This is a genomic window from Candidatus Rokuibacteriota bacterium (assembly GCA_030647435.1).
Lineage (GTDB): Bacteria > Methylomirabilota > Methylomirabilia > Rokubacteriales > CSP1-6 > AR37.
On record JAUSJX010000006.1, the window covers coordinates 60,519 to 87,351 of the forward strand.

Annotated in this window: 22 protein-coding genes and 1 pseudogene; 16 read left to right on the forward strand and 7 right to left on the reverse strand. The window is 66.1% G+C overall.

Going from position 1 to position 26,833, the window contains the following annotated elements; all coding sequences use genetic code 11:
* Positions 1–7 precede the first annotated feature (7 nt).
* Entirely contained in the window at positions 8–2,275 is a 2,268-nt protein-coding gene (locus Q7W02_00760) for a xanthine dehydrogenase family protein molybdopterin-binding subunit (protein ID MDO8474721.1), read from the reverse strand.
* A gap of 168 nt (positions 2,276–2,443) precedes the next feature.
* Between Q7W02_00760 and Q7W02_00765 the strand changes: the two genes are divergently transcribed.
* The 12 genes and pseudogenes from Q7W02_00765 to Q7W02_00820 all read left to right on the forward strand — a co-directional run bounded on the left by Q7W02_00765 (position 2,444) and on the right by Q7W02_00820 (position 18,175).
* Complete coding sequence (locus tag Q7W02_00765) at positions 2,444–4,000, forward strand: ABC transporter substrate-binding protein (GenBank protein ID MDO8474722.1); 1,557 nt, start codon at positions 2,444–2,446, stop codon at positions 3,998–4,000.
* A 393-nt stretch (positions 4,001–4,393) separates the two neighbouring features.
* Entirely contained in the window at positions 4,394–5,173 is a 780-nt protein-coding gene (locus Q7W02_00770; protein ID MDO8474723.1) for a maleate cis-trans isomerase, read from the forward strand.
* A gap of 72 nt (positions 5,174–5,245) precedes the next feature.
* Complete coding sequence (locus Q7W02_00775; protein ID MDO8474724.1) at positions 5,246–5,608, forward strand: VOC family protein; 363 nt, start codon at positions 5,246–5,248, stop codon at positions 5,606–5,608.
* Positions 5,609–5,741: 133 nt separating this feature from the next.
* Positions 5,742–6,113: a calcium-binding protein gene (locus Q7W02_00780; protein MDO8474725.1), complete on the forward strand. Its 372-nt coding sequence runs from the start codon at positions 5,742–5,744 to the stop codon at positions 6,111–6,113.
* Between the two features lie 112 nt (positions 6,114–6,225).
* Positions 6,226–6,534: a hypothetical protein gene (locus tag Q7W02_00785; protein MDO8474726.1), complete on the forward strand. Its 309-nt coding sequence runs from the start codon at positions 6,226–6,228 to the stop codon at positions 6,532–6,534.
* 107 nt (positions 6,535–6,641) lie between these two features.
* On the forward strand, positions 6,642–8,357 hold the full coding sequence (locus Q7W02_00790; GenBank protein ID MDO8474727.1) for an AIPR family protein: 1,716 nt from the start codon (positions 6,642–6,644) through the stop codon (positions 8,355–8,357).
* 204 nt (positions 8,358–8,561) lie between these two features.
* Entirely contained in the window at positions 8,562–10,685 is a 2,124-nt protein-coding gene (locus Q7W02_00795; GenBank protein ID MDO8474728.1) for an N-6 DNA methylase, read from the forward strand.
* The gene (locus Q7W02_00800) at positions 10,682–11,704 is read left to right on the forward strand and encodes a PDDEXK nuclease domain-containing protein (GenBank protein ID MDO8474729.1); all 1,023 of its coding nucleotides are present in this window, start codon (positions 10,682–10,684) and stop codon (positions 11,702–11,704) included. Before Q7W02_00795 ends, Q7W02_00800 begins: the two co-directional genes overlap by 4 nt.
* Positions 11,705–11,909: 205 nt before the next feature.
* Positions 11,910–12,998 (forward strand): restriction endonuclease subunit S, encoded by a 1,089-nt coding sequence (locus Q7W02_00805; protein MDO8474730.1) that lies wholly within the window; start codon positions 11,910–11,912, stop codon positions 12,996–12,998.
* 66 nt (positions 12,999–13,064) lie between these two features.
* Positions 13,065–13,868: a hypothetical protein gene (locus tag Q7W02_00810; protein MDO8474731.1), complete on the forward strand. Its 804-nt coding sequence runs from the start codon at positions 13,065–13,067 to the stop codon at positions 13,866–13,868.
* Between the two features lie 2 nt (positions 13,869–13,870).
* Positions 13,871–14,737: a nucleotidyl transferase AbiEii/AbiGii toxin family protein gene (locus tag Q7W02_00815; GenBank protein ID MDO8474732.1), complete on the forward strand. Its 867-nt coding sequence runs from the start codon at positions 13,871–13,873 to the stop codon at positions 14,735–14,737.
* Positions 14,738–14,743: 6 nt separating this feature from the next.
* Positions 14,744–18,175 (forward strand): annotated as a pseudogene (locus Q7W02_00820) (type I restriction endonuclease subunit R).
* A gap of 319 nt (positions 18,176–18,494) precedes the next feature.
* Here Q7W02_00820 and Q7W02_00825 read toward each other — a convergent pair.
* Positions 18,495–19,121: a periplasmic heavy metal sensor gene (locus Q7W02_00825; protein MDO8474733.1), complete on the reverse strand. Its 627-nt coding sequence runs from the start codon at positions 19,119–19,121 to the stop codon at positions 18,495–18,497.
* Positions 19,122–19,317: 196 nt separating this feature from the next.
* Between Q7W02_00825 and Q7W02_00830 the strand changes: the two genes are divergently transcribed.
* Positions 19,318–20,193: an MBL fold metallo-hydrolase gene (locus tag Q7W02_00830; protein ID MDO8474734.1), complete on the forward strand. Its 876-nt coding sequence runs from the start codon at positions 19,318–19,320 to the stop codon at positions 20,191–20,193.
* A 79-nt stretch (positions 20,194–20,272) separates the two neighbouring features.
* Positions 20,273–21,205: a cysteine synthase A gene (cysK, locus tag Q7W02_00835; GenBank protein MDO8474735.1), complete on the forward strand. Its 933-nt coding sequence runs from the start codon at positions 20,273–20,275 to the stop codon at positions 21,203–21,205.
* A 43-nt stretch (positions 21,206–21,248) separates the two neighbouring features.
* Here the strand turns inward: cysK and Q7W02_00840 are convergent, their stop codons facing one another.
* On the reverse strand, positions 21,249–21,656 hold the full coding sequence (locus Q7W02_00840; protein MDO8474736.1) for a hypothetical protein: 408 nt from the start codon (positions 21,654–21,656) through the stop codon (positions 21,249–21,251).
* Between Q7W02_00840 and Q7W02_00845 the strand changes: the two genes are divergently transcribed.
* Positions 21,655–21,786: a hypothetical protein gene (locus Q7W02_00845; GenBank protein MDO8474737.1), complete on the forward strand. Its 132-nt coding sequence runs from the start codon at positions 21,655–21,657 to the stop codon at positions 21,784–21,786. The two genes, Q7W02_00840 and Q7W02_00845, sit on opposite strands and share 2 nt — an antisense overlap.
* 167 nt (positions 21,787–21,953) lie before the next feature.
* Here Q7W02_00845 and Q7W02_00850 read toward each other — a convergent pair whose 3' ends face one another.
* The 4 genes from Q7W02_00850 to Q7W02_00865 are packed head-to-tail and all read right to left on the reverse strand — an operon-like array spanning position 21,954 to position 25,268.
* Positions 21,954–22,298: a DsrE family protein gene (locus Q7W02_00850; protein ID MDO8474738.1), complete on the reverse strand. Its 345-nt coding sequence runs from the start codon at positions 22,296–22,298 to the stop codon at positions 21,954–21,956.
* Positions 22,299–22,302: 4 nt separating this feature from the next.
* Positions 22,303–23,298, reverse strand: coding sequence for a tripartite tricarboxylate transporter substrate binding protein (locus Q7W02_00855; protein MDO8474739.1), 996 nt, complete (start codon positions 23,296–23,298; stop codon positions 22,303–22,305).
* Positions 23,295–24,824, reverse strand: coding sequence for a tripartite tricarboxylate transporter permease (locus Q7W02_00860; GenBank protein ID MDO8474740.1), 1,530 nt, complete (start codon positions 24,822–24,824; stop codon positions 23,295–23,297). The genes Q7W02_00855 and Q7W02_00860 overlap by 4 nt, the downstream gene beginning before the upstream one ends.
* On the reverse strand, positions 24,825–25,268 hold the full coding sequence (locus Q7W02_00865) for a tripartite tricarboxylate transporter TctB family protein (protein ID MDO8474741.1): 444 nt from the start codon (positions 25,266–25,268) through the stop codon (positions 24,825–24,827). It abuts the gene before it with no gap.
* A gap of 324 nt (positions 25,269–25,592) precedes the next feature.
* Here Q7W02_00865 and Q7W02_00870 point away from each other — a divergent pair, with 324 nt between their 5' ends.
* Positions 25,593–26,816 (forward strand): ABC transporter substrate-binding protein, encoded by a 1,224-nt coding sequence (locus Q7W02_00870; GenBank protein ID MDO8474742.1) that lies wholly within the window; start codon positions 25,593–25,595, stop codon positions 26,814–26,816.
* The last annotated feature ends 17 nt before the right edge of the window (positions 26,817–26,833 follow it).

Here is a 26,833-nt window from a genome sequence, read left to right on the forward strand (position 1 = left end):
TCGGCTGTCAAGGGCCGACCGTGTCCCGGATCGCGGCGAACACCAGCGCGGGAGTCAGCGGAAGGACCGTGATGCCGACTCCCCGGTCGCGGAGCGCGTCACAGACGGCGTTGGCGATGGCGCCGCCCAGGCCCGGGTTGCCGCACTCGCCCAAGCCCCGGAGGCCGAGCGGGTTCGTCGTCGCCCTGACTTCCTGGTAGAAGCCGTCCACGGGCGGGACGTCCTGCGCATACGGCAGGGCGTAGTCCATGAGCGTGCCCGAGAGAAGCTGCCCGCCGGCGTCGTACTCGAGCGTTTCGTGCAGCGTGTTGCCGATGCCGAAGGCGACGCCGCCGACGAGCTGCGCGTCGACCAGGGCGGGGTTGACGGCGCGGCCGACGTCGGCGCCGATCACGACGCGCGCGAGGCGCACGGCGCCGGTCTCGATGTCCACGTCGGCGATCACCCCGACCGCGCAGCCCGCATACGTGATTTTCGGCACGTTGAACGAGGCGCCCACGGCAAGCCGTCGCTCGGCGGCCAGCTCGCCGAGCGTCATGCGTCGCCCGGGCGCCTCAAGCGTTCCGGCGGCGTACCCGACCTCGGCCTCCGGCACGCCCCACTTGACGGCCGCCCTCGACGTCGCCTCGTCGACGAGCTTCGCCGCGGCCATGGCGACGGCATTCCCCGCCGTCACCGTGCCGCGCGAGCCGTACGTGCCGACGCCGCTCTCGACGTTGGACGTATCGGCGTGGCGGACCTCGAAGCGGTCGGCTGTCACGCCGAGGGTCTCGCCCAGGATCTGCGCGAGCACCGTCTCGAGCCCGGGCCCCATGGACGAGGCGCCGGTGTCGACGGTGAACCGCCCGTCGGCCCGTGCCTCGAGATGGGCGGTCTCGAACGGCCCGAGGCCGGTCTTCTCCACGTATACGCAGAGCCCGATCCCCCGCCGCGGCCCCGGCCGCGCGTTGTGCGCCGCCAGCGTAGCGCGCGCCCGATCGTAGTCCAGGCGGCGCAGCAGCTCGTCGAAGAGCGCCGGGTAGTCGCCCGAGTCGTAGACGGTGTTCGCGCCGAACGACTTGGTGCCGCAATCGTAGGGCATCTCGTCGGCGCGGATCAGGTTGCGCCGCCGGATCTCCGCCGGATCGAGCCCGAGCCGGGCGGCCCCGAGGTCCATCAGGCGCTCGCGGGCGAAGTTGCACTCGGGGCGCCCGGGGGAGCGGAGCGTCCCCGCCGGCGTCTTGTTGGTGACGACCGACCAGAGATCGCACGCATAGCTGGGCACGCGATACGGACCCGGGAAGAGCGCGGCGCCGAATTCCGCGGGCACCAGGGCCGCCGTTCTCACGTACGCGCCGATGTCGGCAAAGATCAGGGCCCGCAGGCCGAGGATGCGCCCGGCTCCGTCGAAGCCCATCTCGACCTGGTACTCGACCTGGCGCGCGTGGTTCGTCGCCATCAGGCTCTCGCGGCGCTCCTCGATCCACCGAACGGGGCGGCCGAGCTTCATGGCCGCGAGCGGCACCAGGATGTCCTCCGGGTAGAGCTCGCCGCGCACGCCGAATCCGCCGCCCACGTCCACCTCGGTCAGGCGAAGGGCCCCGAGCGGGATCCCGAAGATCGGGGCCAGGATGCTCCGGTTGATGTGGATGCACTTGGTCGATCCGATGAGGTGGAGCTCGCCGCCGGCGGGATCCGGCGGCACGGCGACGAGCCCCCGCGTCTCGAGGGCCGCCGCGGTCTGCCGGGGATAGACGAACCGCTCGCGGATGACCACGGCCGCCGCGGCGAGCGCCGCGTCGACGTCGCCGACCCGCATCGCGATCACCGCGACATTGTTGGACTCGGTGCGGGGGAAGAGGAGCGGCGCGCCGGGCGCGAGCGCCCCCGCCACGGTTGCGCAGACGGGCAGGGGATCGTAGACGACGTCGATCAGCTCGAGCGCGTCCTCCGCGACGTAGCGATCATCGGCTACGACGAGGGCCACCGGCTCGCCCACGTACCGGACGACGCCGCGGGCGATCGCGGGCTGGAGATAGCGCTCGGTTCCGGGCGGCGCTCCCACGCGGTTCGGGATGACGGCGGCTTCGGGCACGTCGGCGACCGTGAGCACGGCGCGGACACCGGGCAGCTCGAGCGCCCGCTTGGCGTCGATCCCGACCAGCCGGGCGTGGGCGTGGCGCGAGCGAAGCACCGCCGCGTGGAGCATGCCGGGCGCGCGAACGTCTGCCACGAAGTGTCCAGCTCCCGCGGCGAGCCGATCGCCGCCGATGCGGTAGTGGGAAGCGCCGATCATCGTGCCCTCCTGTGAGATGTGCGCCCGCTTGAGAGGTCGGCGGTGGACCGTCCGGAACCTATAGCATGGCCGCCCATGGAAGAAAAGGGGACCCGCCGAGCTTCGCGTTTGACGCGGCCGCCGCGATCTGGCAGGATCGCCGCGGCGCCATGAAAGGGAGGCTCGGACATGAAAGGTAAACGGACGCTCGCCCTGTCTTGTCTGCTCTTGCTGTGCGTGCTCCCCGCGGGTGGCTCCGTCGCCCCGGCGTCGGCCCAAGCCAAGCCGGAGGGAGAGATGCGCTGGGCGCTGTATGTGACGCTGGCGCCGGCCTGGTTCGACCCGGGCGAGTCTGTCGTGGGCGTGATCACGCCCTTCTGGGTCCTGTACGCGCTCCACGACGCGCTCGTCAAGCCCATGCCCGGCAACCAGTTGACGCCGAGCCTGGCCGAGTCGTGGACGGTGAGCGCGGACCAGCGCGTCTACGAGTTCAAGCTGCGCGAGGGCCTCCGGTTCCACAACGGTGATCCCTTCACTGCCGAGGACGTGAAGTTCAGCTTCCATCGGACCAGGGGCGCAGGCGCCAAGACCCTCCAGGAGAGAGTCCGGGACGTCACGATCGTGGATCCCTACCGGATCCGCTTTCAGCTGCACGAGCCCTTTCCGGATTTCATGGCCTACTACGGCACGCTGGCGACCGGGGCGGGCTGGGTCGTGCCCAAGAAGTACTTCGAGCAGGTCGGCGCCGACGGCTTCAAGAAGCACCCGATCGGCCTCGGGCCCTACAAGTTCGTGAGCAACACGCCCGGCGTCGAGCTTGTCATGGAAGCGTACGAAGGCTACTGGCGGAAAGTCCCCTCGGTGAAGCGGCTGGTCTACAAGAGCGTCCCGGAGGCCACCACCCGGATGGCCATGCTGAAGAGGGGCGAGGTGGATCTCGCGTATCTCCTGGATGGCCCGCAGGCGCAGGATGTGAAGCGCGATTCCGTTCTCAAGCTCGCCTTCTCCGGAGGCATCGGGACTTTCTACGTGGATTTCCTCGACCAGTGGGATCCCAAGTCACCCTGGCACGACCGGCGGGTGCGGCTGGCCGCCATGCATGCCATCGACAGCCGCGCGCTGAACGAGGCGGAGAATCTCGGAGCCTCGCGGCTCACCGGCAGCATCGTGCCGAGAAAGTTCGACTTCGCGCTTCCCCTCGAACCCTACGCGTACGATCCCGCCAAGGCGAAACAGCTCCTGGCCGAGGCGGGCTACCCGAACGGCTTCGACGCCGGCGATCTGTACCCGTGGCCTCCTTATTTCTCGATGTCAGAGGCGATCGGGGGAATGCTCGGGACTGTCGGGATCAAGACGAAGCTGCGGACGATGGAGCGCGCGGCCTTCTACTCGGCGCTGGCCTCGAAGAAGCTTCACGGGCTGTGCGTCTGCATCAACGCGGTGTACGGCAACGCCGCCTCGCGTATGGCAGAGCTCGTGCCGAGCGACGGCGCCTTCGCCTACGGCGGCTATCCCGACATCGACGCGCTCTACAAGCAGCAGGCCCGCGAGACCGACCGGAAGAAGCGCGAGGCGATCCTGCACCAGATCCAGCGGCTCCTCCACGAGCGCGTCCGCTTCGGGCCCATCTACGAGTACATCTGGCCGAGCGGTGTCGGCCCGCGTGTCGCGGAGCCCGCGCTCATGCTGATCGATCCCTACCCCTGGTCGGCGCCCCTCGAGGACGTGCGCCTCAAGAAGAACTGAGCCCGGGTATCCGATATCACGGGTCAACGCAGCGAGGGATCATGGCTCAACTGCCGCGACAAGACGCGGCCCCCGAGGCTCCTGGCTGGTTCGGAGGGCGCGCGGCTCACTCAGCAGCGTAAGAGGGAAGAGAAAATGGGTCCATATCGGAAATCCCGGCCCAGAGGCCGGGAAACACATCGGGCTGGCCGCGGAGGCCCAGGTGATATCGTGCAGCGCCTCGCGGTGTATCACGGCAAGGGAACGATGGCGTGCCCTGCAAATTCGCGGAAACGCGGGTGCCGACGGAGCTCGGCCGGCCTCGTTCGTCGTGCTATACAGAACTACGCAGTCAGATAACGCAGTTCAAGATACTGAGCGTTGGGCGCTTTTGAGGTGACACAGGCGGTTACTATGTGGCAGCCGGACGGGTGGGGGTCGCGCGGCCGAGTCGGGCTCCTCACGCCGCACAACGATATCGTGCCCGAGGGTGAGTTTCGGGCGATGGCGCCGGAAAGCGTTTCGATTCATGCCGCCCGCGTCCCGCTGGGCTGGCGCAGCGGGTCAGAGCCGCCTCCGATCGGCCTTGACGCAGTCCGCGCCTTCGCCGAGCCACCGCACGTCGATGAGGCCGCCGAACTACTTGCAGCTGCTCCGTTGAGCGTGATCGCCTACGCTTTCACAAGCAGCAGCTATCTCGTTGGCCCAGATGGCGACGCGTCGCTGAAAAGGCGCTTGGAGACGCGAACGCACGGCATCCCTGTGGTCATCCCGTGTCCGTCAGTCGCATTGGCGCTACGTGCGCTCCAGGTGCGGCGGCTAGCGTTGATCCATCCGCCGTGGTTCCCGGCGGAACTCGACCAGTTGGGAGCCGACTACTTTCGGAGAGCGGGCCTCGAGGTCGTTTACAGTACCGCTGCAGCAGGCTTATCACGGGACCAGCTGAGTGTGCAGCCGGTCCACGTGTACGAATGGGTATACACGCACGTGCCGGATACGGCCGAGGTGGTATTCATTGGCGGGGGAGGGTTGCGCGCGATCGGCGCGATCCAGGCTCTCGAAGAAGCCCTCGGGCGCCCGGTTCTCACGGCGAACCAAGTCCTCTCCTGGCATGCTCTGCGCTTGGCCCGCGTTGATGAGCCTATCGTGCGCTACGGTCAGATCTTTGGATGTCAGTTGCCGGAGGGCGCCTAACCACGGCATGCAGCCGACGGCGCTCCGCGCCGCGGCTGATACCCGGCGTTCGGCAGACGAGAGATGGAAACAATGACGATCGTGGGAATCGACCATGTTCAGCTCGCGATGCCGAGCGGCCGCGAGGAGGAGGCGAGGAAGTTTCACTCTGGGCTCTTGGGCATCCCCGAGAGGACCAAGCCTGAAGAACTTGCCAAACGCGGTGGGGTCTGGTTCGAGGGCGACGCAGTGAAGATCCATCTTGGCGTGGAGGCAGACTGTCGTCCTGCGCGGAAGGCGCACCCGGCCCTGCTCGTGCGCGACCTTGGGCTTTTGGTGGAGCGTCTTCGTCAGGCCGGCGTCGATGTCCTCGACGACACACTTGAGGGTTATGATCGGGTGTACGTCGCCGATCCTTTCGGGAATCGACTTGAGCTGATGGAGCCACTCGGGTGAGTGCGATGTTCCTCGTCGGCGTGAAGCTGCCGATTGCGGCGTTGCACCTGACACGTTCCTCGCTAGCGCTCGGGTCGCCACCTGAACGCCAAGATTGTTAGGCTCGTGGTTCCCCTGGTCGTTGGAGGATCTCGTGGTCAAGCCGAGGTGTGAGCGGGAGCGGGAGCGCCGCATCGCGATGGAGATCGTCGTCGATGCCTACGATACTCACGAGCGGGCGATGGGCTGGTACTACTACCTCCAAGAGCAGCTCAAAGTTCCGTTCACGGCGACGTGTACCGCCAAGCGTGCGATCTCCCCCCTGCGCGTCAAGGATGAGGTACAGGTCGTCGGGATGCCCAGCGAGGACGAATGCGAGCACGAGATGTTCGTCACCATCCGCTGGGAGAAGGATAGATTGGCGGTGCCGCTGGCCCAACTAAGACCTATCAGCGCCACGCACAAGCGGACGCAGCAAGGGGTGGAGGATTGGCGCTACTGGGTCAAGATGGGATACGAGCTGTGAGGGCGGCGAGCCTAACCCCCGCATGCAGGCGACGGCGGGCGCGGCGCGCGAGCCCAGCCGGCAGTATCTCGGCGCCCGCCTCGCCTGATTCGGAGCGTTGAAAGCTGTGGTGATGCGGAAGAAGATCAAGGAAGGCCAGAAGGTCGCGGTGAGCTTTGGGCCGCGTGACCGGCAGTTGGTGCTCGAGCACACGTTTGCCGGTCCCGACCTGACAGCTGCGCTCCGCCGGGCGCAGCTCGTCGGTGGGAGGCGCGTGGTCCGATACACACTCGGCGATCTCGATGAGCTACTGGGCTACGTGGCGGCCGAGGCGAATCACGCAACGGACAAGAAGCTTGGAAAAGAGCTCGACGCGCTCTATGCTCGGCTCCGCCGCGAGATGGAGTCGTACGATGATGGCCTGTGGCAGCAGGCTTTCTAACCCCGCAGTGCAGTGGGCCGGGGGCTCGCGTTGCTCGCCCTCCGGCCACTGACCGCGCGCGTTAGGCAGCGGAAGCGAGGATTCTCTCTCAGATGAGGGCACACAGAATGGATCGCATCACGGCGGCACTGATGGCGGAGTTCTCCAGCGAGAACCAGCTTGATCAACTGCCCGAGGAAACCCGGTTTGAGCACTTCGCGGCCTACCTAGCCACGTCGCGGCACTTGGCCGATACCTTTGATACCGCCGACCTCGTAACTGGCGCCGGGGGCGACACTGGGATCGATGCGATAGCGATCGTTGTCAATGGCTCGCTCGTGACCGACTCCGAGCTTGTGAATGAACTCGCCGAGACGAATGGATACTTGGACGTGACGTTCGTGTTCGTGCAAGCGGAACGGTCGGCGGCCTTCGACGGGGCCAAGATCGGCACGTTTGGCTTTGGCGTCAACGACTTCTTTCGGGATACTCCGCAACTGCCAAGGAACGACGCCGTTAGGGACGCAGCGGCAGTTATGAGCGCGATTTACGCGCTCAGCCCAAAGTTCACAAGAGGGAATCCAACCTGCCGCCTGTACTACGTTACGACTGGAAGATGGGTCAACGATGCAAACCTTGTTGCCCGCCAACAGGTGGTCGTCGATGATCTTCGAGGGACGAGACTCTTTCGTGATGTGGAGTTCATTGACCTCGATGCAGACGCAATTCAGCGGCTGTACAACCAAACCAAGAACGCGATCTCTCGGGATATCACATTCAGCGCGAGAACGGCTTTGCCAGAAATCCCTGGCGTAGCCGAGGCTTACCTCGGGTTACTGCCCGCTTCGGAGTTTCTCTCGTTGCTCCAAGACGAGACGGGCATACTGGTCAAGAGCATCTTCTACGAGAACGTCAGAGATTGGCAGGACTACAACGCTGTGAACACTGAGATTCGAGGCACGCTCGAGTCAGTACAGCAGAGACCTCGATTCGCGTTGATGAACAACGGTGTGACGATTATTGCCAAGACCCTGCGGGCGACAGGGAACAGATTTCACATCGAGGACTACCAGATCGTGAACGGATGTCAGACGAGCCACGTGCTGTTCGACCAGCGGGGCCAGATCGACGACACAGTTCTGATTCCGCTGAGGCTCATTGCGACCCAAGACGAAGAATTGATTGCGTCTATCGTCAAGGCCACCAATCGTCAGACACAAGTCAAGGAAGAACAACTGCTTGCCCTAAACGATTTTCAGAAGAAGCTGGAGGTCTTCTTTGGCAGCTTTGAAGAAGCCAGGCGCCTCTACTACGAACGTCGCTCGCGTCAGTACAACACTGTGCCTGGAATCGAGAAGACAAGGGTCGTGACGCTGCCAAATCTCATCAGGGCGTACGCGGCGCTAGTCCTGGAGGAACCGCACAGGACGACGCGGAATTTTCGCGCGCTTCTGGCCACGGTCGGCACGAATATCTTTGCCCCGGATCATCGTTTGGAGCCTTACTACCTGGCGGCTTCAGCCCTGTACAGACTGGAATACCTATTCCGAAACGGCGAGGTAGACGCCAGATTCAAGGCCGCGCGTTACCACATTCTTCTTGCGACGAGATTGCTCGGGTCACCCCGGCAGCCGCCTAGGCCGAACTCTCACGAAATGGCCCGCTTCTGCGACGAACTCCTTCACATTCTTTGGAGCCCTGTAGACGCATCAGCGCTTGTTCGGCGCGCTGTGGACGTCGTCAACGAGGTGGCGGCGGGTAACTTACACCGCGACAACATAAGAACGCAGCCCTTTACCGACCAAGTGTTGCGTCGTTGCCGGGAATTGGTGCCCGCTGCCTAACAAGGCGTTGCACCCGTCGGCCCCAGCGCAAGGCCGAGTGGCCGCGTGTGAACGCCAATGCGTTAGCCCTCCCGGCGACACACCGGTGCGTCATGCCGGGAGCGAAGCAGAGCTGCCCCACGGCATCGTCGTCGCCAAGGCTTGGGATAATGCCGTGCGCGATCGCAAAACCCTAGCCAAGGACAACGGGAACTCCTGAGCCGCATGACCAACGACACCTTCAAAGACATCGAGAAGCTCGAAACCGACCTCTGGGAGACCGCGGATAACCTCCGCGCCAATTCCAAGCTCACCTCCAGCGACTACTTCATGCCCGTGCTGGGCGTGATCTTCCTGCGGCATGCGGCCAACCGCTTCGAGGCTGCCCATCGGCAGATCGAGGAGGAGCAGGCAACCGGCAGGATGCCCAAGCGCAAGGTGCTCCCGGCCGACTACCTGCGACGCCGCGCGCTCTGGTTGCCGGAGTCGGCCCGCTACGACGCCATCATGCAACGGGCGGCCACCAGCGGAGCCGACCTGCCCAAGCTCATCACCGACGCCATGACGGCAATCGAGGCCGAGTTCGAGCCACTGCTGGGCGTCCTGCCCAAGGACTTCGGCATCTTCGAGCCCAAGGTGCTCGAAGACCTGATGCGCCTGTTCAACAGCGAGCAGATCAAGCTGGCCACCGGTGATGTCTTCGGCCGCATCTACGAGTACTTCCTCGCCAAGTTCTCGATGCAGAAGGCGCACGACAACGGCGAGTTCTTCACCCCGTCCTCGATCGTGCAGACCATCGTCAACGTCATCGAGCCCGACCATGGCGTGGTGTTCGATCCGGCCTGCGGCTCGGGCGGCATGTTCGTGCAGTCCAGCCACTTCATCGAGCACGAGGGCGGCGACACGGCGAAGAAGGTCGTCTTCTACGGTCAGGAGAAGAACCGCGATACGATCCGCCTCGCCAAGATGAACCTCGCGGTCCACGGGCTGGAGGGGAAGATCGCCGAGGCCATCACCTACTACCAGGACGAGCACACCCTCGCGGCCAAGTGTGACTTCGTGATGGCCAATCCACCCTTCAACGTCGATCTGGTCGACGCCGAGCGCATCAAGACCGACCCGCGTTTGCCCTTTGGCCTGCCGGGCGTGAACAAGGGCAAGAAGGTCTCGAACGGCAACTACCTCTGGATCTCCTATTTCTGGAGCTACCTGGGAGCGAAGGGCCGCGCCGGCTTCGTCATGTCCTCGCAGGCGTCGAGCGCCGGCCACGACGAGAAGAAGGTGCGGCAGAAGATCATCGAGACGGGCGATGTGGACGTGATGATCTCCATCCGCTCAAACTTCTTCTACACTCGCACCGTCCCCTGCGAGCTGTGGCACTTCGACCGGGCGAAGCCAGTGGCGCGCAAGGACAAGGTGCTGATGCTCGACGCCCGCAACGTCTACCGCAAGGTCACGCGCAAGATCTACGACTTCTCGCCCGAGCAGATGCGGAACCTCGCCGCCATCGTCTGGATCTACCGCGGCCAGCGGGAGCGCTTCTTGGCACTGGTGAAGACCTACCTTGGGCGCGTGGGCGGGGAGAGCGCGGCGATCCCGGTGGCGCTCGCCACGTTCGAGACGATCCTCGCGGATTTGCGCGGGCGGTTCGGCCGTCTCGCCGACGCGGCGGCGAAGCACGGCGCGCTCGAAGCCGACACGAAGGCGCCGCTTGCCGACGCGACGACCGAGCTGCGCGAGGCGTCCGCGCTCTACGAGGCGGACCGGAAGAAGCTCCTCGCGAGCCTGCGGGCCTTCGGCGAGAAGTACGCCAAGGCCCTGCCCGGCGAGAACGACAAGCAGCACGCCGCGCGCGCGGCGTTCGAGGGTAACGCCGAAGCGATCCGCGGCTTGATCAAACAGGTGGACCTTCTCTACAAGCTCGCCGCGCGCATCGCGGACCTGGGCGCCGAGCTTGCGGTCGATGAAGCGATCTCCGCCGCCTACGACCGCCGCGCCACGGCCAAACTCGTGAAGCAGCTCGACGAGGAGCGCAAGGTTGCCGTCGAGCAGCTCAAAGCCGCTGTCTACTTCCACCGGCAGGTGGTGTGGCTGCAGGACCGCTTCCCGAATGCCGAGCTGCAGGCCGTGCCGGGGCTGGTCAAGCTGGTCGACCGGGCGGAGATCGCGGCCGCCGACTGGAGCCTCACCCCCGGCCGCTACGTCGGCGTGGCCCCGCCGGAAGAGGACGAGGGCTTCGACTTCGAGCAGACCCTGCGCGACATCCATGTGGAGCTGGCCGACCTCAACAAGGAAGCGGTGGAGCTGGCGGCGAAGATTCAGACCAACTTCGAGGAGTTGGGGGCATGAACGACAGCCGCCTGCCAGAGAACTACGGTGCCCTGCTCGGCGAGATCAAGGAGCGCATCCACCGCGCCCAGTACGCTGCGCTGCGGGCGGTCAACAAGGAGCTAGTGGTTCTCTATTGGGATATCGGGCAGACGATCGTCAGGCGTCAGAAGGGCCGCTCATGGGGCAAGACCGTGGTCGAACGCCTTGCCGGCGATCTGCAGGCGGCATTCCCGGGCATCGGCGGGTTTTCGGCCTCCAACCTCTGGCGGATGAAGGCTTTCTACGAGACCTACGCCTCATCCGGAAAACTCGCACCACTGGTGCGAGAAATCAGTTGGAGCCACAACCTTGTGATTATCGAGCAGTGCGCCGATCCGCTCGAACGCGAGTTCTACATCCGCATGACGAAGAAGTTCGGTTGGACCAAGAACGTCCTGATCCACCAGGTCGAGAATCAGAGCTACGAGAAGACCCTGCTGGGCCAGACCAACTTTGACCGCGCCGTCACCCCGGCGATCCGAGCCCAGGCCAAGCTGGCCGTCCGGGACGAATACACCTTCGACTTCCTCGAACTCGGCGACGAGCACAGCGAGCGCGAACTCGAACGCGCGCTCATCGCCCGCATCGAGCACTTCCTGCGTGCCATGGGGGGCATGTTCGCTTTCGTCGGTAGCCAGTTTCGGCTGGAGGTGGACGGAGAGGAGTTCTTCATCGATCTGCTACTGTTCCACCGCCGCTTGAAGAGCCTTGTAGCGATCGAGCTGAAGATCGGCAAGTTCCAGCCCGAGTTCGTCGGCAAGATGCAGTTCTATCTGACCGCCCTCGACCGGCAGGTGCGCGAAGCGGACGAGAACCCCAGCATCGGCATCATCCTGTGCAAGGAGAAGAACCGCACGGTCGTCGAGTACGCCCTGTACGACGCCCGCAAACCCATCGGCGTGGCCACCTACCGGCTGGTGAAGCGCCTGCCCAGGGAACTCAAAGGCATGCTTCCCTCACCGGAAGAGATCGCCAAGCTGCTGGAGGCGACAGAATGAGCGCGATCGAAAGATTCTGCGATGTCCGCACCGAGCTGGCTGACCTCAATCAGAAGGCGTCGGAGCTGGCGGCGAAGATTCAGACCAACTTCGAGGAGTTGGGAGTGTAAAGCTCGCCGAGCCCCGGCCAATCAAGGATTACTGTCTTGGCATCTTCGACGGTCCGCATGCCACGCCGAAGGAATCGCATGATGGCCCGATATTCTTGGGCATCAAGAACATCACTGAGGATGGCCAGCTAGATCTGTCGGAGATCCGTCACGTCTCCGAGGAGGAGTACCCGAGATGGACTCGGCGCGTAACTCCTCAGCCCGGTGACGTTGTCTTCACCTACGAAGCGACGCTTCATCGCTACGCCATCATCCCGGAAGGATTTCGCGGATGCCTGGGCCGACGGATAGCGCTCGTTCGTCCCAATCCGGGGCAGGCTGATAGCCGCTACCTCCTCTACTTCTTCTTCTCGCGTAACTGGCGGAACGTTGTTGAAAGCAGCGTGATCACCGGTGCAACCGTCGATCGTGTCCCGCTTGAGAAGTTCCCGAACTTCCCAGCCGCGTTGCCCAGGCTGGACGTCCAACAGCGGATCGCCGGCGTTCTCTCCGCTTACGACGACCTGATCGAGAACAACCGGCGGCGGATGGCGTTGCTGGAGGAGGCGGCGCGGCAGCTCTACCGCGAGTGGTTCGTCCGCCTCCGCTTCCCCGGGCACGAGCACACCCGCATCACCAAAGGCGTGCCGGAGGGGTGGGAGCGGGGGCAGCTTGGTGAGTTGTCCGAGATCACGATGGGGCAAAGCCCGGAGTCCAAGCACTATAACGAGGACGGTGAAGGTCTGCCGTTTCACCAAGGCGTCAGTGATTTCGGCGATCGGTTCGTAACCCACCGCATTTATTCGACTGCGCTGAATCGCGTCGCCGAGGCCGGCGACATTCTATGCAGCGTCCGGGCTCCCGTCGGTCGACTGAATGTCACGCTCGACAAGATCGTGATCGGCCGCGGTCTTGCTGCATTGCGGAGCAAGACCGGACACCAGTCCTTGCTGCTACAGCAACTTCGCGCGCACTTCTTCAAGGAGGATCTCATTGGCGGGGGCGCGATCTTCGCCTCTGTGACAAAGAAGGAATTCTCAGCGCAGGCGCTGCTGGAGCCTCCCGAGCGCCTGAGGCGGGCGTTTGAGGAGATGACGGTTCCCTGCGACGATCAAATCCGTGTGCTGCATCTCGAGAACCAGCAACTCCGCGCCGCCCGCGACCTGCTGCTACCGCGCCTGATGAGCGGGGAGATCGCGGCGTAGATGGGCCGTCTCGTAGACTTGGGTAAATCCCTTGACGGGGGATTATCCCAACAATAGAGTACGGACGTGAAGCGGAACCTTGGCCGGCTCGAGACGCAATTCCTGGCATACGCGCAGATGCGCCGTTGGACCAGTGTGCGCACCGGCGATTTGCGCAAGCCGATGCGCCTCAGTGCCGATCAGGAGCGCAAGCTCTTCAGTCGCCTGGCGCGCGCCGGGATGATCGCACGCGTCTGGCGCGGTCTCTACCTCGTGCCGCCGCGCCTGCCTCTGGGCGGCATGTGGAGCCCCGACGAGGGCCTCGCCCTGGCGACGTTGATGGCCGCCCGTGGCGGACGCTACCAGATCTGCGGCCTCAACGCGTTCAACCGGTACGGCTTCGACGAGCAGATGCCGAACCGCGTTTATGCCTACAACAACCGACTTTCCGGCGACCGGAGCATCGGCTCGGTCCAACTGACCCTCATCAAGGTCGCGGACGCCCGCCTTGGAGCGACCGAGGAGGCCGCCGGTACGGAGGGCGGCCCACCGGCGATCTACTCCTCGCGCGCCCGGTCCCTGGTCGACTCCGTCTACGATTGGTCCCGCTTCGGGAGCCTCCCGCGGGGATACCGCTGGATCCGGAGCGAGCTCGAGGCGAAGCGAGTCAAGGCGGCCGATCTCGTCGAACTCACGCTGCGCTACGGCGACAGGGGAACGATCCGCCGGATCGGGGCCCTGCTCGAGCGCGAAGGCATCGCTGAGACGTTGCTGGGCAAGCTCGACCGAGCGCTTCCCGCGACCAGCAGCCCGATTCCCTGGATTCCGCGCCGCGCCAAGCGTGGCCCCGTCGCGCGCCGCTGGGGCGTGGTCTGGAACGGCGAGGCCTGAGCATGCCGATCCGCTGGCACGAAGAGGCGCCGGAGGAGCTGCGCGAGGCGATCCGGTTCACCGGCGAGGAGACGGGATTCGCCCCACGCCTGATCGAGAAGGACTACTTCTGCAGCGTGATCCTCGAGGCCCTCGCGGAGGCCGATGTTCCGCTGATCTTCAAGGGTGGTACCTGCCTGGCCAAGGTACACTCGGGCTTCTTCCGGCTGAGCGAGGATCTCGACTTTAGCATTCCGACCGCGCCGGACTCGACACGGGGTGTTCGCAGGCGCGCCATCGCTCCGGTCAAGGCGATCGTTGATGGGCTTCCGAACAGAGTTCCCGGGTTCGAGCTGCTGGTTCCCCTCGAAGGCCACAACGCATCGACCCAGTACAACGCGACCCTCGGCTATCGCTCGCTCCTGGTCTCGGGAACCGAAACGATCCAGCTCGAGATCGGCCTGCGCGAACCGACTCTGACGCCACCCGAGCGCGCTCAGGTGCACACGGTGGTACTCCACTGGGTGCAGGGCGGCGCCCTCCTCGAGACGTTTCCGGCGCGGTGCCTGACGTACGCCGAGGCGATGGCCGAGAAGTTCCGCGCGGCTCTGTCGCGGCAGGAGGTGGCAATTCGCGACTTCTTCGACATCGACCACGCGGTGCGTGTCGCGGGGCTCGATGTTACCGGCGCGGAGCTCGTGCGGCTCCTGCGAGCCAAGCTCGCCGTGCCCGGCACCGGTGCGGTGAACGTCTCACCGGAGCGGTTGGACGACCTCCGGCAGCAGGTCGACGCGCAGCTGCGTCCGGTCCTGCGGCCCCGTGAGTTCGCTCAGTTCGACGTGGATCGCGCATTCGGGATCGTTCGCGGTGTGGCAGAAGGGCTCGGATAGCCGGCGATGATCACCGACATCAACAGCGAAGACCGGCTGGTCCAGCAGACCTTCGCCGCACATCTGGAGAAGGTGCTCGGCTGGAACAGCGTCTATGCCTACAACGCCGAGACCTTCGGGCCGAACGGCACGCTGGGCCGCATGTCCGAGCGGGATGTCGTGCTGGTGCGCGATCTGCGCGCGGCGCTGGAGAGGCTCAATCCGGACCTGCCGGCTTCGGCGCGCGAGCAGGCGATCGAGAAGCTCACGCGCATCGACTTCGCGCGATCGCTGGTGCAGCACAACCGCGAGTTCTATGGCTTCATCCGCACGGGCGTGCCCGTCGAGTGGCGCGACGCAGCAGGCGAGACGCGCCGCGAGCGGGCGCAGGTGATCGACTTCCGAAACGGCATTGGTCCGGATGGAAAGGCCAACAACCGCTTCCTCGCCGTGCGTGAGCTGAAGCTGCAGGGCGTGCGCGTGCCGCACTACAACCGCCGCGCCGACCTGGTTTGCTTCGTGAACGGCCTGCCGCTGGTCTTCATCGAGCTGAAGGCCGTGTATCGGAACATCCGCGCGGGCTTCGACGGCAACCTGACTGACTACCTGAGCGAGCACAGCATCGCCCACGCCTTCCACCACAATGCGTTCCTCGTGGTGAGCAACGGCGACTAGGCCCGCTACGGCTCGATCACCAGCAAGTGGGAGCACTTCGTCGAGTGGAAGCGCAACTCGGAGAAGGACAAGGGGCGCGTGGACGCCGAGGGGCTTCTGAACGGCATGCTGGCCAGGGAGCGGCTGCTCGATCTGGTCGAGAACTTCATCCTGCTCGATGACAGCCGGGCCGGGGGCACGCGCAAGATCGTGGCTCGCAACCATCAGGTGCTGGGCGTGAACAACGCGGTCGCCTCCGCCCTGCGGCAGGAGGCGTTGAAGCGGCAGTTCCCGCCCCAGGAACGGATCATTGAATACCGCGTACCGAAGCCGAAGCTGCTGAAAGTCGCCGAGGCGCCGCCGACGGACTCAGCCTACGCCACGCAGGCAGCCGCAGAACGGGCGGACGGCGATGATCTGCCGCTGTTGAAGAGAGCGCACGCGGACCTCGGACGACTGGGCGTGTTCTGGCACACCCAGGGCAGCGGCAAGTCCTACTCGATGGCGTTCTTCGCCGAGAAGGTACGGCGGGTCGTGCCCGGCAACTTCACCTTCCTGGTGATGACCGACCGGGAGGACCTGGACGACCAGATCTGGCGTACGTTCATCGGCTGCGGGGTCGCCGACGAGAAGACGCCGCGCGCCAGCTCCGGCAAGGAGCTTCAGGAGATTCTGCGCGGCAATCACCGCTTCGTCTTCAGTCTGGTCCACAAGTTCAATCAATCGGTCGCCGAGCCCTACAGCGAGCGTGACGACATCATCGTTATCTCGGACGAGGCGCACCGAACGCAGGCCGGAAGATTCGCGCGCAACATGCGCCTCGCGCTGCCCAACGCCTCCTTCATCGGCTTTACCGGGACACCGCTCTTCAAGCACGACGAGTTGACCCGGCGCATCTTCGGGTCCTACGTCTCGCGCTACGACTTCAAGCGCTCCGAGGAAGACCAGTCCACGGTGAAGCTGGTCTACGAGAGCCGAGGTGAGAAGCTGGGCATCGCCCGGCTCGACCTGAATGACCGGATCGCCGAGGCGGTCGAGAAGGCCGACCTGGACCCGGACCAGACCGCGCTGCTGGAGATGCTCCTCGGCAAGGACTACGAGGTGATCACTGCGGACGATCGCCTCGACAAGCTGGCCGCCGACTTCGTCGAGCACTGCTCCACCCGCTGGCAGAGCGGGAAGTCAATGCTGCTGTGCATCGACAGGGTGACCTGCGCGCGGATGTTCCAGCGCATCGAGCCACGCTGGAAGGCCAAGCTCGCCCAGTTGAAGACGATCATCCCGACGAAGGAAGCGGAGCTGGCAGCTTCGGGCGATCCCGACGCGCGGGAACGCCTGAGCAAGCAACTCGACGAGCTACGCGGGCGCGCGCAGTGGATGGAGAGCACCCTCATCGAGATCATCATCAGCGAGGCACAGAACGAGGTCCGCGACTTCCAGAAGTGGGGCTTCGACATCATCCCGCACCGCGTCGTGATGAAGACCGGCTTCCAGACGCCCGACGGCAAGCGGGTGAGCGTGGATGATGCCTTCAAGGACCCGCAGCATCGCTTCCGCATTGCCATCGTCTGTGCGATGTGGCTGACGGGTTTTGACGTGGAGTGTCTGGCGACGCTCTATATCGACAAGCCGATGAGAGCCCACAACCTGATGCAGGCCATCGCCCGCGCCAACCGCGTCTACCCGGGCAAGGACTGTGGCGTGATCGTCGACTACAACGGCATGCTCAAGAGCCTGCGCGAGGCGCTGGCGCAGTACGCGCTCGGGGACGAGGAGGAAGACGGCAAGGGTGGCGGCGGCATCGTGGCGCCAATCGAGGAGCTGGTGGCGGCCCTGCTGCAGTCCATCGAGGCGGCCGAAACGCACCTCCGGGGCCTTGGGTTCGATCCGGACCGGCTGCGCGGCGCGACGGGGTTTGCGCGGATCGAAGCGCTGAGAGATGGCGTGGACGCGCTCTACACCTCCCACGAGGCCAAGCGCCGATTCGAGATCATTGCGCGCCAGGTGTTCATCCGCTTCACAGCGCTGCTGATGGAGCCGAGCGCCCTCGCCTACGCGGAGCGCCACGACAACATCGAGGCCATCTACAAGAAGCTCCAGGAGAAGCGCGACACGGCGGACGTGACGGAGGTGCTCAAGGAGCTGCACAGAATCGTCAACGAGGCGATCCGCGCGGCAGCGCCCGGGGCCGACCACGCGGAGGGGCTCACGGTGGACCTGAGCCGGATCGATTTCGCGAAGCTGCGAGATGAGTTCGCCGGCAAGGTCAGGCGGAAGCACGCCGCGCTGCAGGACATCCGCGAGGTCGTCGAGGAGAAGCTGGCGCAGATGCTCGCCCGGAACCCGCTGCGGATGGACTACTACAAGAAGTACCAGGAGATCATCGCGGACTACAACCGCGAGAAGGACCGGGTGACGGTCGAGGCGACCTTCGCGCAGCTGGTCGAACTCGCATCCAGTCTCGATGTCGAACAGCGGCGTGCTGCCGACGAAGGCCTCAGCGATGCCGAGCTTGCGCTGTTCGATCTTCTGTTCAAGGACACCATCAGCAAGGCCGACCGGGAGCGGCTGAAGCAGGCGAGCAAGGGCCTGCTTGCCTCGCTACGAGACTTGCTCCGACCCATGCACGACTGGACGCAGAACACGACTACCCAAGCCGAAGTGAAGGTGTTCATTCTCGACAACCTCTGGCGGGCGCTGCCAAGGCCGCCCTTCACTGACGAGGAGACCGAGGTAGTCGCCAATCGCGTGTACGACTTCGTCTGGCAGCAGAGCGCGAGCGGGCATGACCTGGCGGCGGCGTAACGTGGATTGGAAGGCAAGTGTCCTGACGGCGACATGCTTGTGATGGTCAACGCCGTATCAGCGGGCTCCAAGCACACGATTGGGTGGGTGAGCTTACAACCCGATGGCTCGATCTCCGTCGGCTTGGCGGACCACGCATTCATTTCGCCTCGGTTTCATGCGCGGCAGTTTCTGTGGAACGCCTACAACAGGGTTAGCGTTCAGTACCTTGTCCCGCATAGCCCGGAAGGGTTGCGTCCCGTCACGAATCCGCATTAAGCTCAGCCGGCGTCGGCGAGCGCCCTGGGCCGGCGCTCACGCCGACGCCGGCTGCCGCGGCCTACGAGTCCTCTTCCGACGCGGCCGAGTCTTCCGCGCCGCCCTCGCCAGAGCCTCTGCGCTGTCCCCCCCGCGTCGGCCGGAGGCTCTTCAGCTTCTCGCGCTGTTCGGCCGTGAGTTGCGCCTTGGCGGCCTCGGCCGCGCGGATGCGGGCGATACTCCCGTCACCCTTGAGCTTCTCGATCTCGCGTACCTTGGCCTCGATTTTCCCCATGTCCACGGGATCGCTGAAGCGCAGGCCCATGAGGTCGAGCTTGGCAATCTGCACGTCCGCCTTGCGCCGGAGCGAAGCGCGCCGTGAATCCATCCCGAGCTTCCGGAACGAGTCCACCTGCTGAGTCGTCAGCCCGAGCTTCTCCCGGTTCATCAGCACCATCCCGACGAACGAGGGCCTGTGGTGACCGTGGCGGTGCCCGAAGCTCCGCTGCCACCCGCCGGGGCGTCCCGGGGCCTGCATCCCCGGACGGTTCCCCCCGCTGCCCATCCCGTCATAGTCTGCCAGCAGTATCTCTGGGACGGCTTGCACCGTCTCTGAAGCCGCCAGCGCCATGTCGGGCGGCTCCGCCGCCACCGGCATGGCCAGCCCAAGCATCAACGCCAACCCTACGAGCATCCCTGTCGTTCGCATGACGTCCCTCCTCATCGTGAATTTGCATCGCAGCCGCCCGAATCTGTTCGGGTCTGCTCGGACCCAAGCGTGCCGCGGGCATGTCAAGGCCGTATGTGGCGAGTGTAAACGAATGTGAAGCGGCGGGGGCGGTTCGCGTAGAATCTGGCCGCGACGGGGCAGACGGGCGGATTCCGAATTGACGGGGAGGACCCGAATGGACAGGCTCACGGTCGGCGGCGCGGTCCTCGACCGCATCGAGGAGACGGTGGACACGAGCTTCACCGCCGAGGGCTTCTTTCCCGCCTTCGACCCGGAGGTGCTGCGCCCGCACATGGCATGGCTCGCGCCGCGCTATTACATCGCGGAGCGCGGGGCGCTGGTGTTCAGCATGCACAGCTGGATCGTGAAGACCGGCCGCCACACCGTGCTCATCGACGCCTGCATCGGCAACGGCAAGGACCGGATGCCGCGCGCCCACTGGCACCGGCTGAACACCCCGTTCCTCGAGCGCCTGCGGGCGTCGGGCACCTCGCCGGAGGATGTCGACTACGTGATGTGCACCCACATGCACGCCGATCACATCGGGTGGAACACCGTGCTCGAGGACGGCCGCTGGGTTCCGACGTTCCCGAGAGCTCGCTACCTCTTTTCTCGAATAGAGTACGAGCACTGGACGGCGCACCCTGACCCGAGCCCCATCCGCCGCAACGCGTTCAACGACAGCGTGCTGCCCATCGTGGAGGCGGGGCGCGCCGACATGATCGAGGACGGGCACGAGGTGGACGGGACGTTCCACGTCGAGCTCGCACCCGGGCACACGCCAGGCAACGTCCACATCCGGCTCGCGTCGAAAGGGTCCGAGGCGGTGTTCGCGGGCGACGTGGTCCACCATCCGATCCAGGTGTACCGCCCCGACTGGAGCACCGTCGCGTGCATCGATCCGGCCGCCTCCGCCGCCTCCCGCCGCCGGCTGCTCGAGACGTGCTGCGAGCGCGGGGCGCTCCTGCTGCCCGCGCACTTCCCCGCGCCTCACGGCGGCCACGTGCGCGACAAGGGCGGCGGGTTCGAGCTCCGGTGGCTCGCGGCGTAGGCCGGGCTTCCGGTTCCGTTGGGTTACCATAGCGGCTCCTGCGGTTTCTGGGGGCACGTGAGCCAAGAGGAGAACACCCGTGCGAATCGCGAATGACGTCACCGAGCTCGTGGGCAACACACCCCTGGTGCGGCTGCGGCGCCTGACGGAGGGTTGTCGGGCCGAGGTGGTGGCCAAGCTCGAGTTCTACGGCCCGGCCCACAGCGTCAAGGACCGGATCGGGGTGTCCATGCTCGACGCCGCCGAAAAGGCGGGCAAAATCAAGCCCGACACGATCATCCTCGAGCCGACCAGCGGCAACACGGGCATCGCCCTGGCGTTCGTCTGCGCCGCCCGCGGCTACAAGCTGGTGCTGACCATGCCGGATACTATGAGTAAGGAGCGGAGATTGCTTCTCAAGGCTTACGGCGCCGAGCTGATCCTGACGCCGGGAAGCGAGGGCATGGCCGGGTGCATCAAGCGGACCGAGGACCTGGCGGCGACCGACCCGCGCTACTTCATCCCCCAGCAGTTCCAGAACCCGGCGAACCCTGAGATCCACCGCAAGACCACGGCGGAGGAGATCTGGCGCGACACCGACGGCAAGGCGGACATCCTGGTGGCGGGCATCGGCACCGGGGGGACCATCACCGGGGTGGGAGAGGTCCTCAAGGCGCGCAAGCCCGCGTTCAGGTGCGTGGCGGTGGAGCCCGACGCCTCCCCGGTCCTGTCCGGAGGGCAGAAGGGCCCGCACCCCATCCAGGGCATCGGCGCGGGCTTCGTCCCCGACGTGCTCAACATGAAGATCTGCGACGAGATCGTCCGGGTGAAGAACGACGACGCCTTCGCGACGGCCCGCCGCTCGGCGCGCGAAGAAGGCCTCCTCGTCGGCATCTCGTCCGGCGCGGCTATCTGGGCCGCCGTGGAAGTCGGGCGCCGGAGCGAGAGCGCGGGGAAGCTCATCATCGTGATCATCCCCTCGTTCGGCGAGCGCTACCTGAGTACCGCGCTCTTCGCGGACCTGGCGGACTAGGGTACCCGGCGCGGGGACGGCTGGGCGGCGAACGACCGCTTCGTCACGAGCCCTGGCCGCGTCTCAGGGAGCGGATGAGGCCGTCGAAGGCCGCCCGCTGGGCCTCGAGCGTCGCGCGCGGTCCCGTCGCCCGGAAGAACCAGTTCGCGTCGGGGCCCTGGGCGATGGCGCCGAGCAGCATGTAGTTCGGCCGCTCGGGGCCAGCGGGGCCGCTGCCCATGCCGCCCGCGTAGGTACCCGTGACCTCCACGAGGACCACGGCGATGTCGCCCACCTTGATCTCGCGCGTCTTCAAGGCGTCCCCCACCGGGCCGCCGTCCGCGCGGTGGAACTGGGAAGCCCAGCGCGCCGCGTTCGACTTGGCGTCGCCGCCCTGCCCGGGCCCGAAATAGAAGACCGCGCATTCGGCCGGGCCGCCGGGGCCCGGGATGCGGTACTGGGCGCGCCGCATGGAAGACGATGGCGCTTCTTCCGTCCAGCTGGAGGGCAAGGTCCACGTGAGCGCCTGCCTCGCGGTGCCGCTTCCGGGGGCCGGCGCGGGGACGGCCGGAGGCGCGGGCGATTCGCCCGTGGGCGGATGACTCGGGGGGAGGGGGCGCGTTTGCGCGTCGCCTGTCGCGGAGCCGCCGAGGAGCACCGCCATGACTGCGAGCACAACACCGAACGCCGTAATGCGAGTGCCGAACATGGATCCCCCCAATCGGTTGTGGAGTCGAGGCATCGGACGCGAGCCGAGCATCATAGCCCGTTAGACGCTCACGACCTTGTCGGCGCGCGCCATGGCCTCCATGATGGCGGGCATGCCGCCAACCGTCCCGACTCGCACCTTTTCCTTGAGATTGAAATACTCCACGCAGGTGCGGCAGCTGATGACGTCCACTCCTTGTGACTCGAACTCGCGGAGTTGGTCCAGCACTGGGGAGCCCTCGCAGACGAGCCTCACGCCGTCGGTGTAGAAGAGGAGGGCGGCCGGCAGCTCCTCGGTGCCCCGGAGCAGCGTTAGAAAGTTGCCGACCACCCGGAGCTGGAGCTCCTCGGTCGCGTGGCCGAGGCCGAACCGCATGAACAGATACGCCGTCGAGCGAGCGCTCATGACGCTATTTCTGCTCGACGCGGCCGACCTTGCGGACACCCTCGGCGAGCCGGAGCGCGTCCGCCTCGAAGAACTTCTGGAACTCCGCGCCCTGCTTGAAGGCGATCGGGGTCTCGAGCTTGTCCATGGCCGACTTGAAGTCGGGATCGGCCACTCCCGCGCGCGCCGCCTCGCGGAGCTTCGCGAGCACGGGCTCGGGCGTGCCCTTGGGCGCGAAGAGCCCCGCCCAGATATAGAACTCGGCCTCCGGGTAGCCCAGCTCCTTAAAGGTGGGGAGGTCGGGGAGCGAGGCCACGCGCTTGTCCCCCCAGCCCGCGAGCGCGCGGAGCTTCCCCGCCTTGATCTGCGGCAGGACCACCGAGGGCCCCGAGGCGAGGGCGTCCACGTGGCCGCCGAGCAGCGCGGTCAGCGCGGGGCCGGCGCCGGCGTACGGCACGTGGCGCAGCTTGATCCCCGCCCCGTGCGAGAGGAGCTCCATCGCCATGTGGAGCGTCCCGTAGATCCCCGACGAGCTGTACGAGATCTGGTTCGGCCGCTTCTTCGCGTCCTCGATGAACTCCTTGGCCGTCTTCCACGGGCTCTCGGCGCGCACGACGAGGATGGTCGGGTCGGCCGAGATCAGCGCCACCGGCGCGAACTGGTCCACGGTGAAGGCGGGCGGGCGGCCGAAGAGCTTGTCGGCCTCCGGGATGATCGAGATGCTTGAGAGCGCCAGGAGCAGGGTGTAGCCGTCCGGCTTGCTCGTAGCGACGAACTGCATCCCCACGGCGCCGGCCGCCCCCGTCTTGTTGACCACGCCGACGGGCTGCTTCAGCGCCTTCTCCATCGCGGCCGCCACCGGGCGCGCCGTCAGGTCCGCCACGCCGCCCGGCGGGAAGGGCACGACGAGGCTGATCGGCCGCGAGGGGTAGGGCTCCTGCGCCGCGGCCGGTTGAATCGACGGGCCCGCGACGAGGACGACGAGGGCGAGCACGGACAGGATGAGCCGGAGTCGAGTCATAGGTTTTCTCCCTTTTCGTCGAGTGGGATGCGCCGGCGCCAGTCCAGCCCGCGCACCATCCACGACACGAGGTTGAGGAGCAGCAGGGCGGCGCCGAAAGCCAGGAGCGTGCCGGAGATCGGCCGCGAGATGAAAATCGTGTACTGCCCGTCCGACATCGCGAGGGATTGTCTCAACGCGAGCTCGATCATGGGCGCCAGGATGGCGCCGAGCACGATGGGCGCCGTCTCGAAGCCGAGCTTTCTCAAGATATAGCCGAGGGCGCCCATGATGAGCGCGATCCACACGTCCACCACGCTGCCGTTCACGGCGTAGACGCCGACGACGCAGAACATGATGATGGACGGGTAGAGGAACGAGTAGGGGACGCGGAGCACGTTCACGAAGATGCCCACCATCGGCAGGTTGAGCGCGAGGAGCATCAGGTTGCCGACGTACATGAACGCGATGAAGCCCCAGAAGAGCTCCGGCTGCTGCGTGATCAGGAGCGGACCCGGCGAGACGCCGTGGACCATGAGGGCGGCCATCATCACCGCGGGAATGGGACCGGAGGGGACGCCGAGGGCAAGCATCGGCACGAAGGCGCCGGACGTCGCCGAGTTGTTCGCCGACTCCGGGCCGGCGACGCCGGCGACGGCGCCCTGGCCGAACTCTTCGGGATGGCGGCTCAACCGGCGCTCGACCGCGTAGGAGACGAAGCTCGAGATGATGTGGGCCGAGCCCGGAATGATGCCGATGAGGAAGCCGAGCACGGTGCCGCGGCCGATCGGCATCACGGAATCGCGCCATTCCTGGCGGGACGGCAGGAGCTCGCGCAGCTTCGGCTTGAGGACCTTGGGCGGCACCTCTTGCCCGGCCGTCGCCAGCACCTCGGCGATGCCGAAGAGCCCGACGGCGATCGGCACCACGCCGAGACCGTCGCCCAGCTCCATAACACCGTAAGCGAAGCGGAAGTAGCCGGACATCTGGTCGATGCCGACCATGCCGAGGAGGAGCCCCAGCACGGCCATCGCGAGGGATTTGACCATGGAGCCGCCGCTCATGTACGCGAGCACGAGCAGGCCCAGGAGGAGGAGCGTGAAGTACTCGGGCGGGCCGAACCGGAGCGCGAAGTTGGCGAGCGGCGGCGCCAGCAGCATGAGCGCGATCACGCTTCCGGTGCCGGCGATGAAGGAGCCGATCGCGGCGATGGCCAGCGCCGCTCCCGCGCGCCCCTTGCGCGCCATCGCGTAGCCGTCGATGCACGTCATCACCGAGGCGGCCTCCCCCGGGATGCGCATCAGGATGGAGGTGGTCGAGCCGCCGTACATGGCGCCGTAGTAGATGCCTGCCAGCATCACGATGGCGTTGGTCGCGGTGAGCCCGAAGGTGGCGGGCAGCAGCAGGCTGATGCCGGCGAGGGGGCCCACGCCCGGCAGCACGCCGACCAGGGTCCCCACCACGCAGCCGACGAAGGCGTAGAGCAGGACGGACGGCTGGAGCGCGACGGAGAAGCCCAACGCCAGGTTCTGGAGCGTCTCGGCCATCTAGATCCCGAAGGGCCCGCGCGGCAGCGGCACGCGCAGGAGGGTATCGAAGAGATAGTAGGAGCCGAAGGACAGCGCGAAGGCGAACACGGCGGCGGCGAGGAGATTCTTGCGCTCCACCAGCCAGACGAGGAAGAGGAGGGCGGCCAGCATGGTCAGGCGATAGCCGAGGCGCTCGAGGCCGAAACAAATGAAGGCGCTGACAGCGAGGATCACCAGGGCTTGGCGCGCCTCGCCCCAGCCCACGCCGGCAACGGGCGCGGCGCCTCCGCCCATCGCCCAGACGAGCGCGCCCAGGATGAGCAGGAGCGCCGCCAACAGCACCGGGAAGTATGCCGGGCCCGGCTGCCGCCAGGTCCCGAGCGGGAGCGTCCGGCTCTCCCACATGACGAAGAGGGCAAGCAGGCAGAGCGCGCTCCCGCCGATACGATCCGTCGTCAGCATGGAATGGTGGCGAGGGCATGCCCTCGCCGCCGCGCAAGAATATCACGCGGCCCCGGAGGAGTCGATGCGGCGCAACAGCAGCCGCTCACGCGGCACTTGACGACGCCCCTGTCCCGGGAGCAGGATCGCCGCAGGAGCCGGATCAGAGCCGGGCGGTCTCGGCTCCAGGGAGGGCTCCGGGGCCGGCGGCTCGACGACGCTGGGGTCTTTCAGGGGGTCCTGGATACCCGCTGTATGGGGCCGTGTGATGCGAACTGGCGTTAATGTTTCCTATGGGCTCCCGCCCACGGCGGTCAGAGCCTCGTAGAGGAGGAAGGACGCACGATGAGACCAGGACACGGCATCGGCAGACGGAGGTTTCTCAAGACCGGCGTGGCCGCGGCGGCGGCGCTCGGCGCGCCCGGCGTGCTGCGTTACGCGTGGGCGCAGGGCAGCGGGCCGATCCGCATCGGCGTCCCCACCGCCATCACCGGGACGTGGGCGGCGCTCGGCGCGCAGGTGGTTCGCACGTGCAAGCTCGTCCAGAAGGAAGTGGACGAGCGAGGCGGCATCCTCGGACGCAAGGTCGAGTTCATCATCGAGGACACGCAGGGCAACCCCGCCAACTGCGTGCGCAAGGCCCAGGAGATGGTGGAGCGCCAGAAGGTGAACCTCTTCACCGGCATCATGGCGTCGTCCGAGGCGCTCGCGGTGAGCGCGAAGCTCGCCGAGTGGAACGCGTTCTTCCTGTCCGCCATCAACGGCGCCGGTGAGCTCACGGCCGAGAAGTACGTGCCGAACTTCTTCCGCGCGAATACCTCCGGCCCCATGGGCGCGCGCACCATCGCGCTCTACCTGAAGGACGCGCCGCAGAAGACCTTCTACGCGATCGGGCTCGACTACGCGTGGGGTCACTCGAGCGTGAGCGTGTTCGAGACGGAGATCAAGCGTGTGGGCAAGGAGTTCACGGGCAAGGTCTTCGCGCCAACCGGCACCAAGGACTACTCGACCTACATCACGAAGATCCAGCAGGCGAACCCGCAGGGCCTGTACGTCGCGATGACCGGCGACGACGCCACCGCGTTCTATCAGCAGGCCGCGCAGTTCAAGCTCGGCGAGAAGATCCAGATGGTCACCGAGCTGGTCGACATCCTCAACCTCAAGCCGGCCGGCGACGCCACGCTCGGGCTGATCGGCTCCAGCCGCTACGCGTTCACGTACGAGAACGCGGAGAACAAGACGTTCGTGCAGCGCTTCCAGAACGAGGTGAAGGAAGTGCCGGACACGTTCGACGGCGAGCAGTACCAGGCGCTCCAGATCCTGTTCCGCGCCATCGAGAAAGCCAAGAGCACCGACACCGCCGCGCTCATCAAGGCGATGGAAGGGCTCGAGGTCACGAGCGTGAAGGGCAAGGTGGTCATGCGCGAGTGCGACCACCAGGGCGCGCAGGTCGGGCTCGTCGTGAAGGCGGTGCGTCGCAGCGGCTTCGCGCATCCGATTCCCGAGGTCATCAAGACCTATCCGGCGGACGTGGTCACGCCGCCCTGCCGCAAGTCCTCCTACAGCTAGACCCTGAGCTTCTCGAC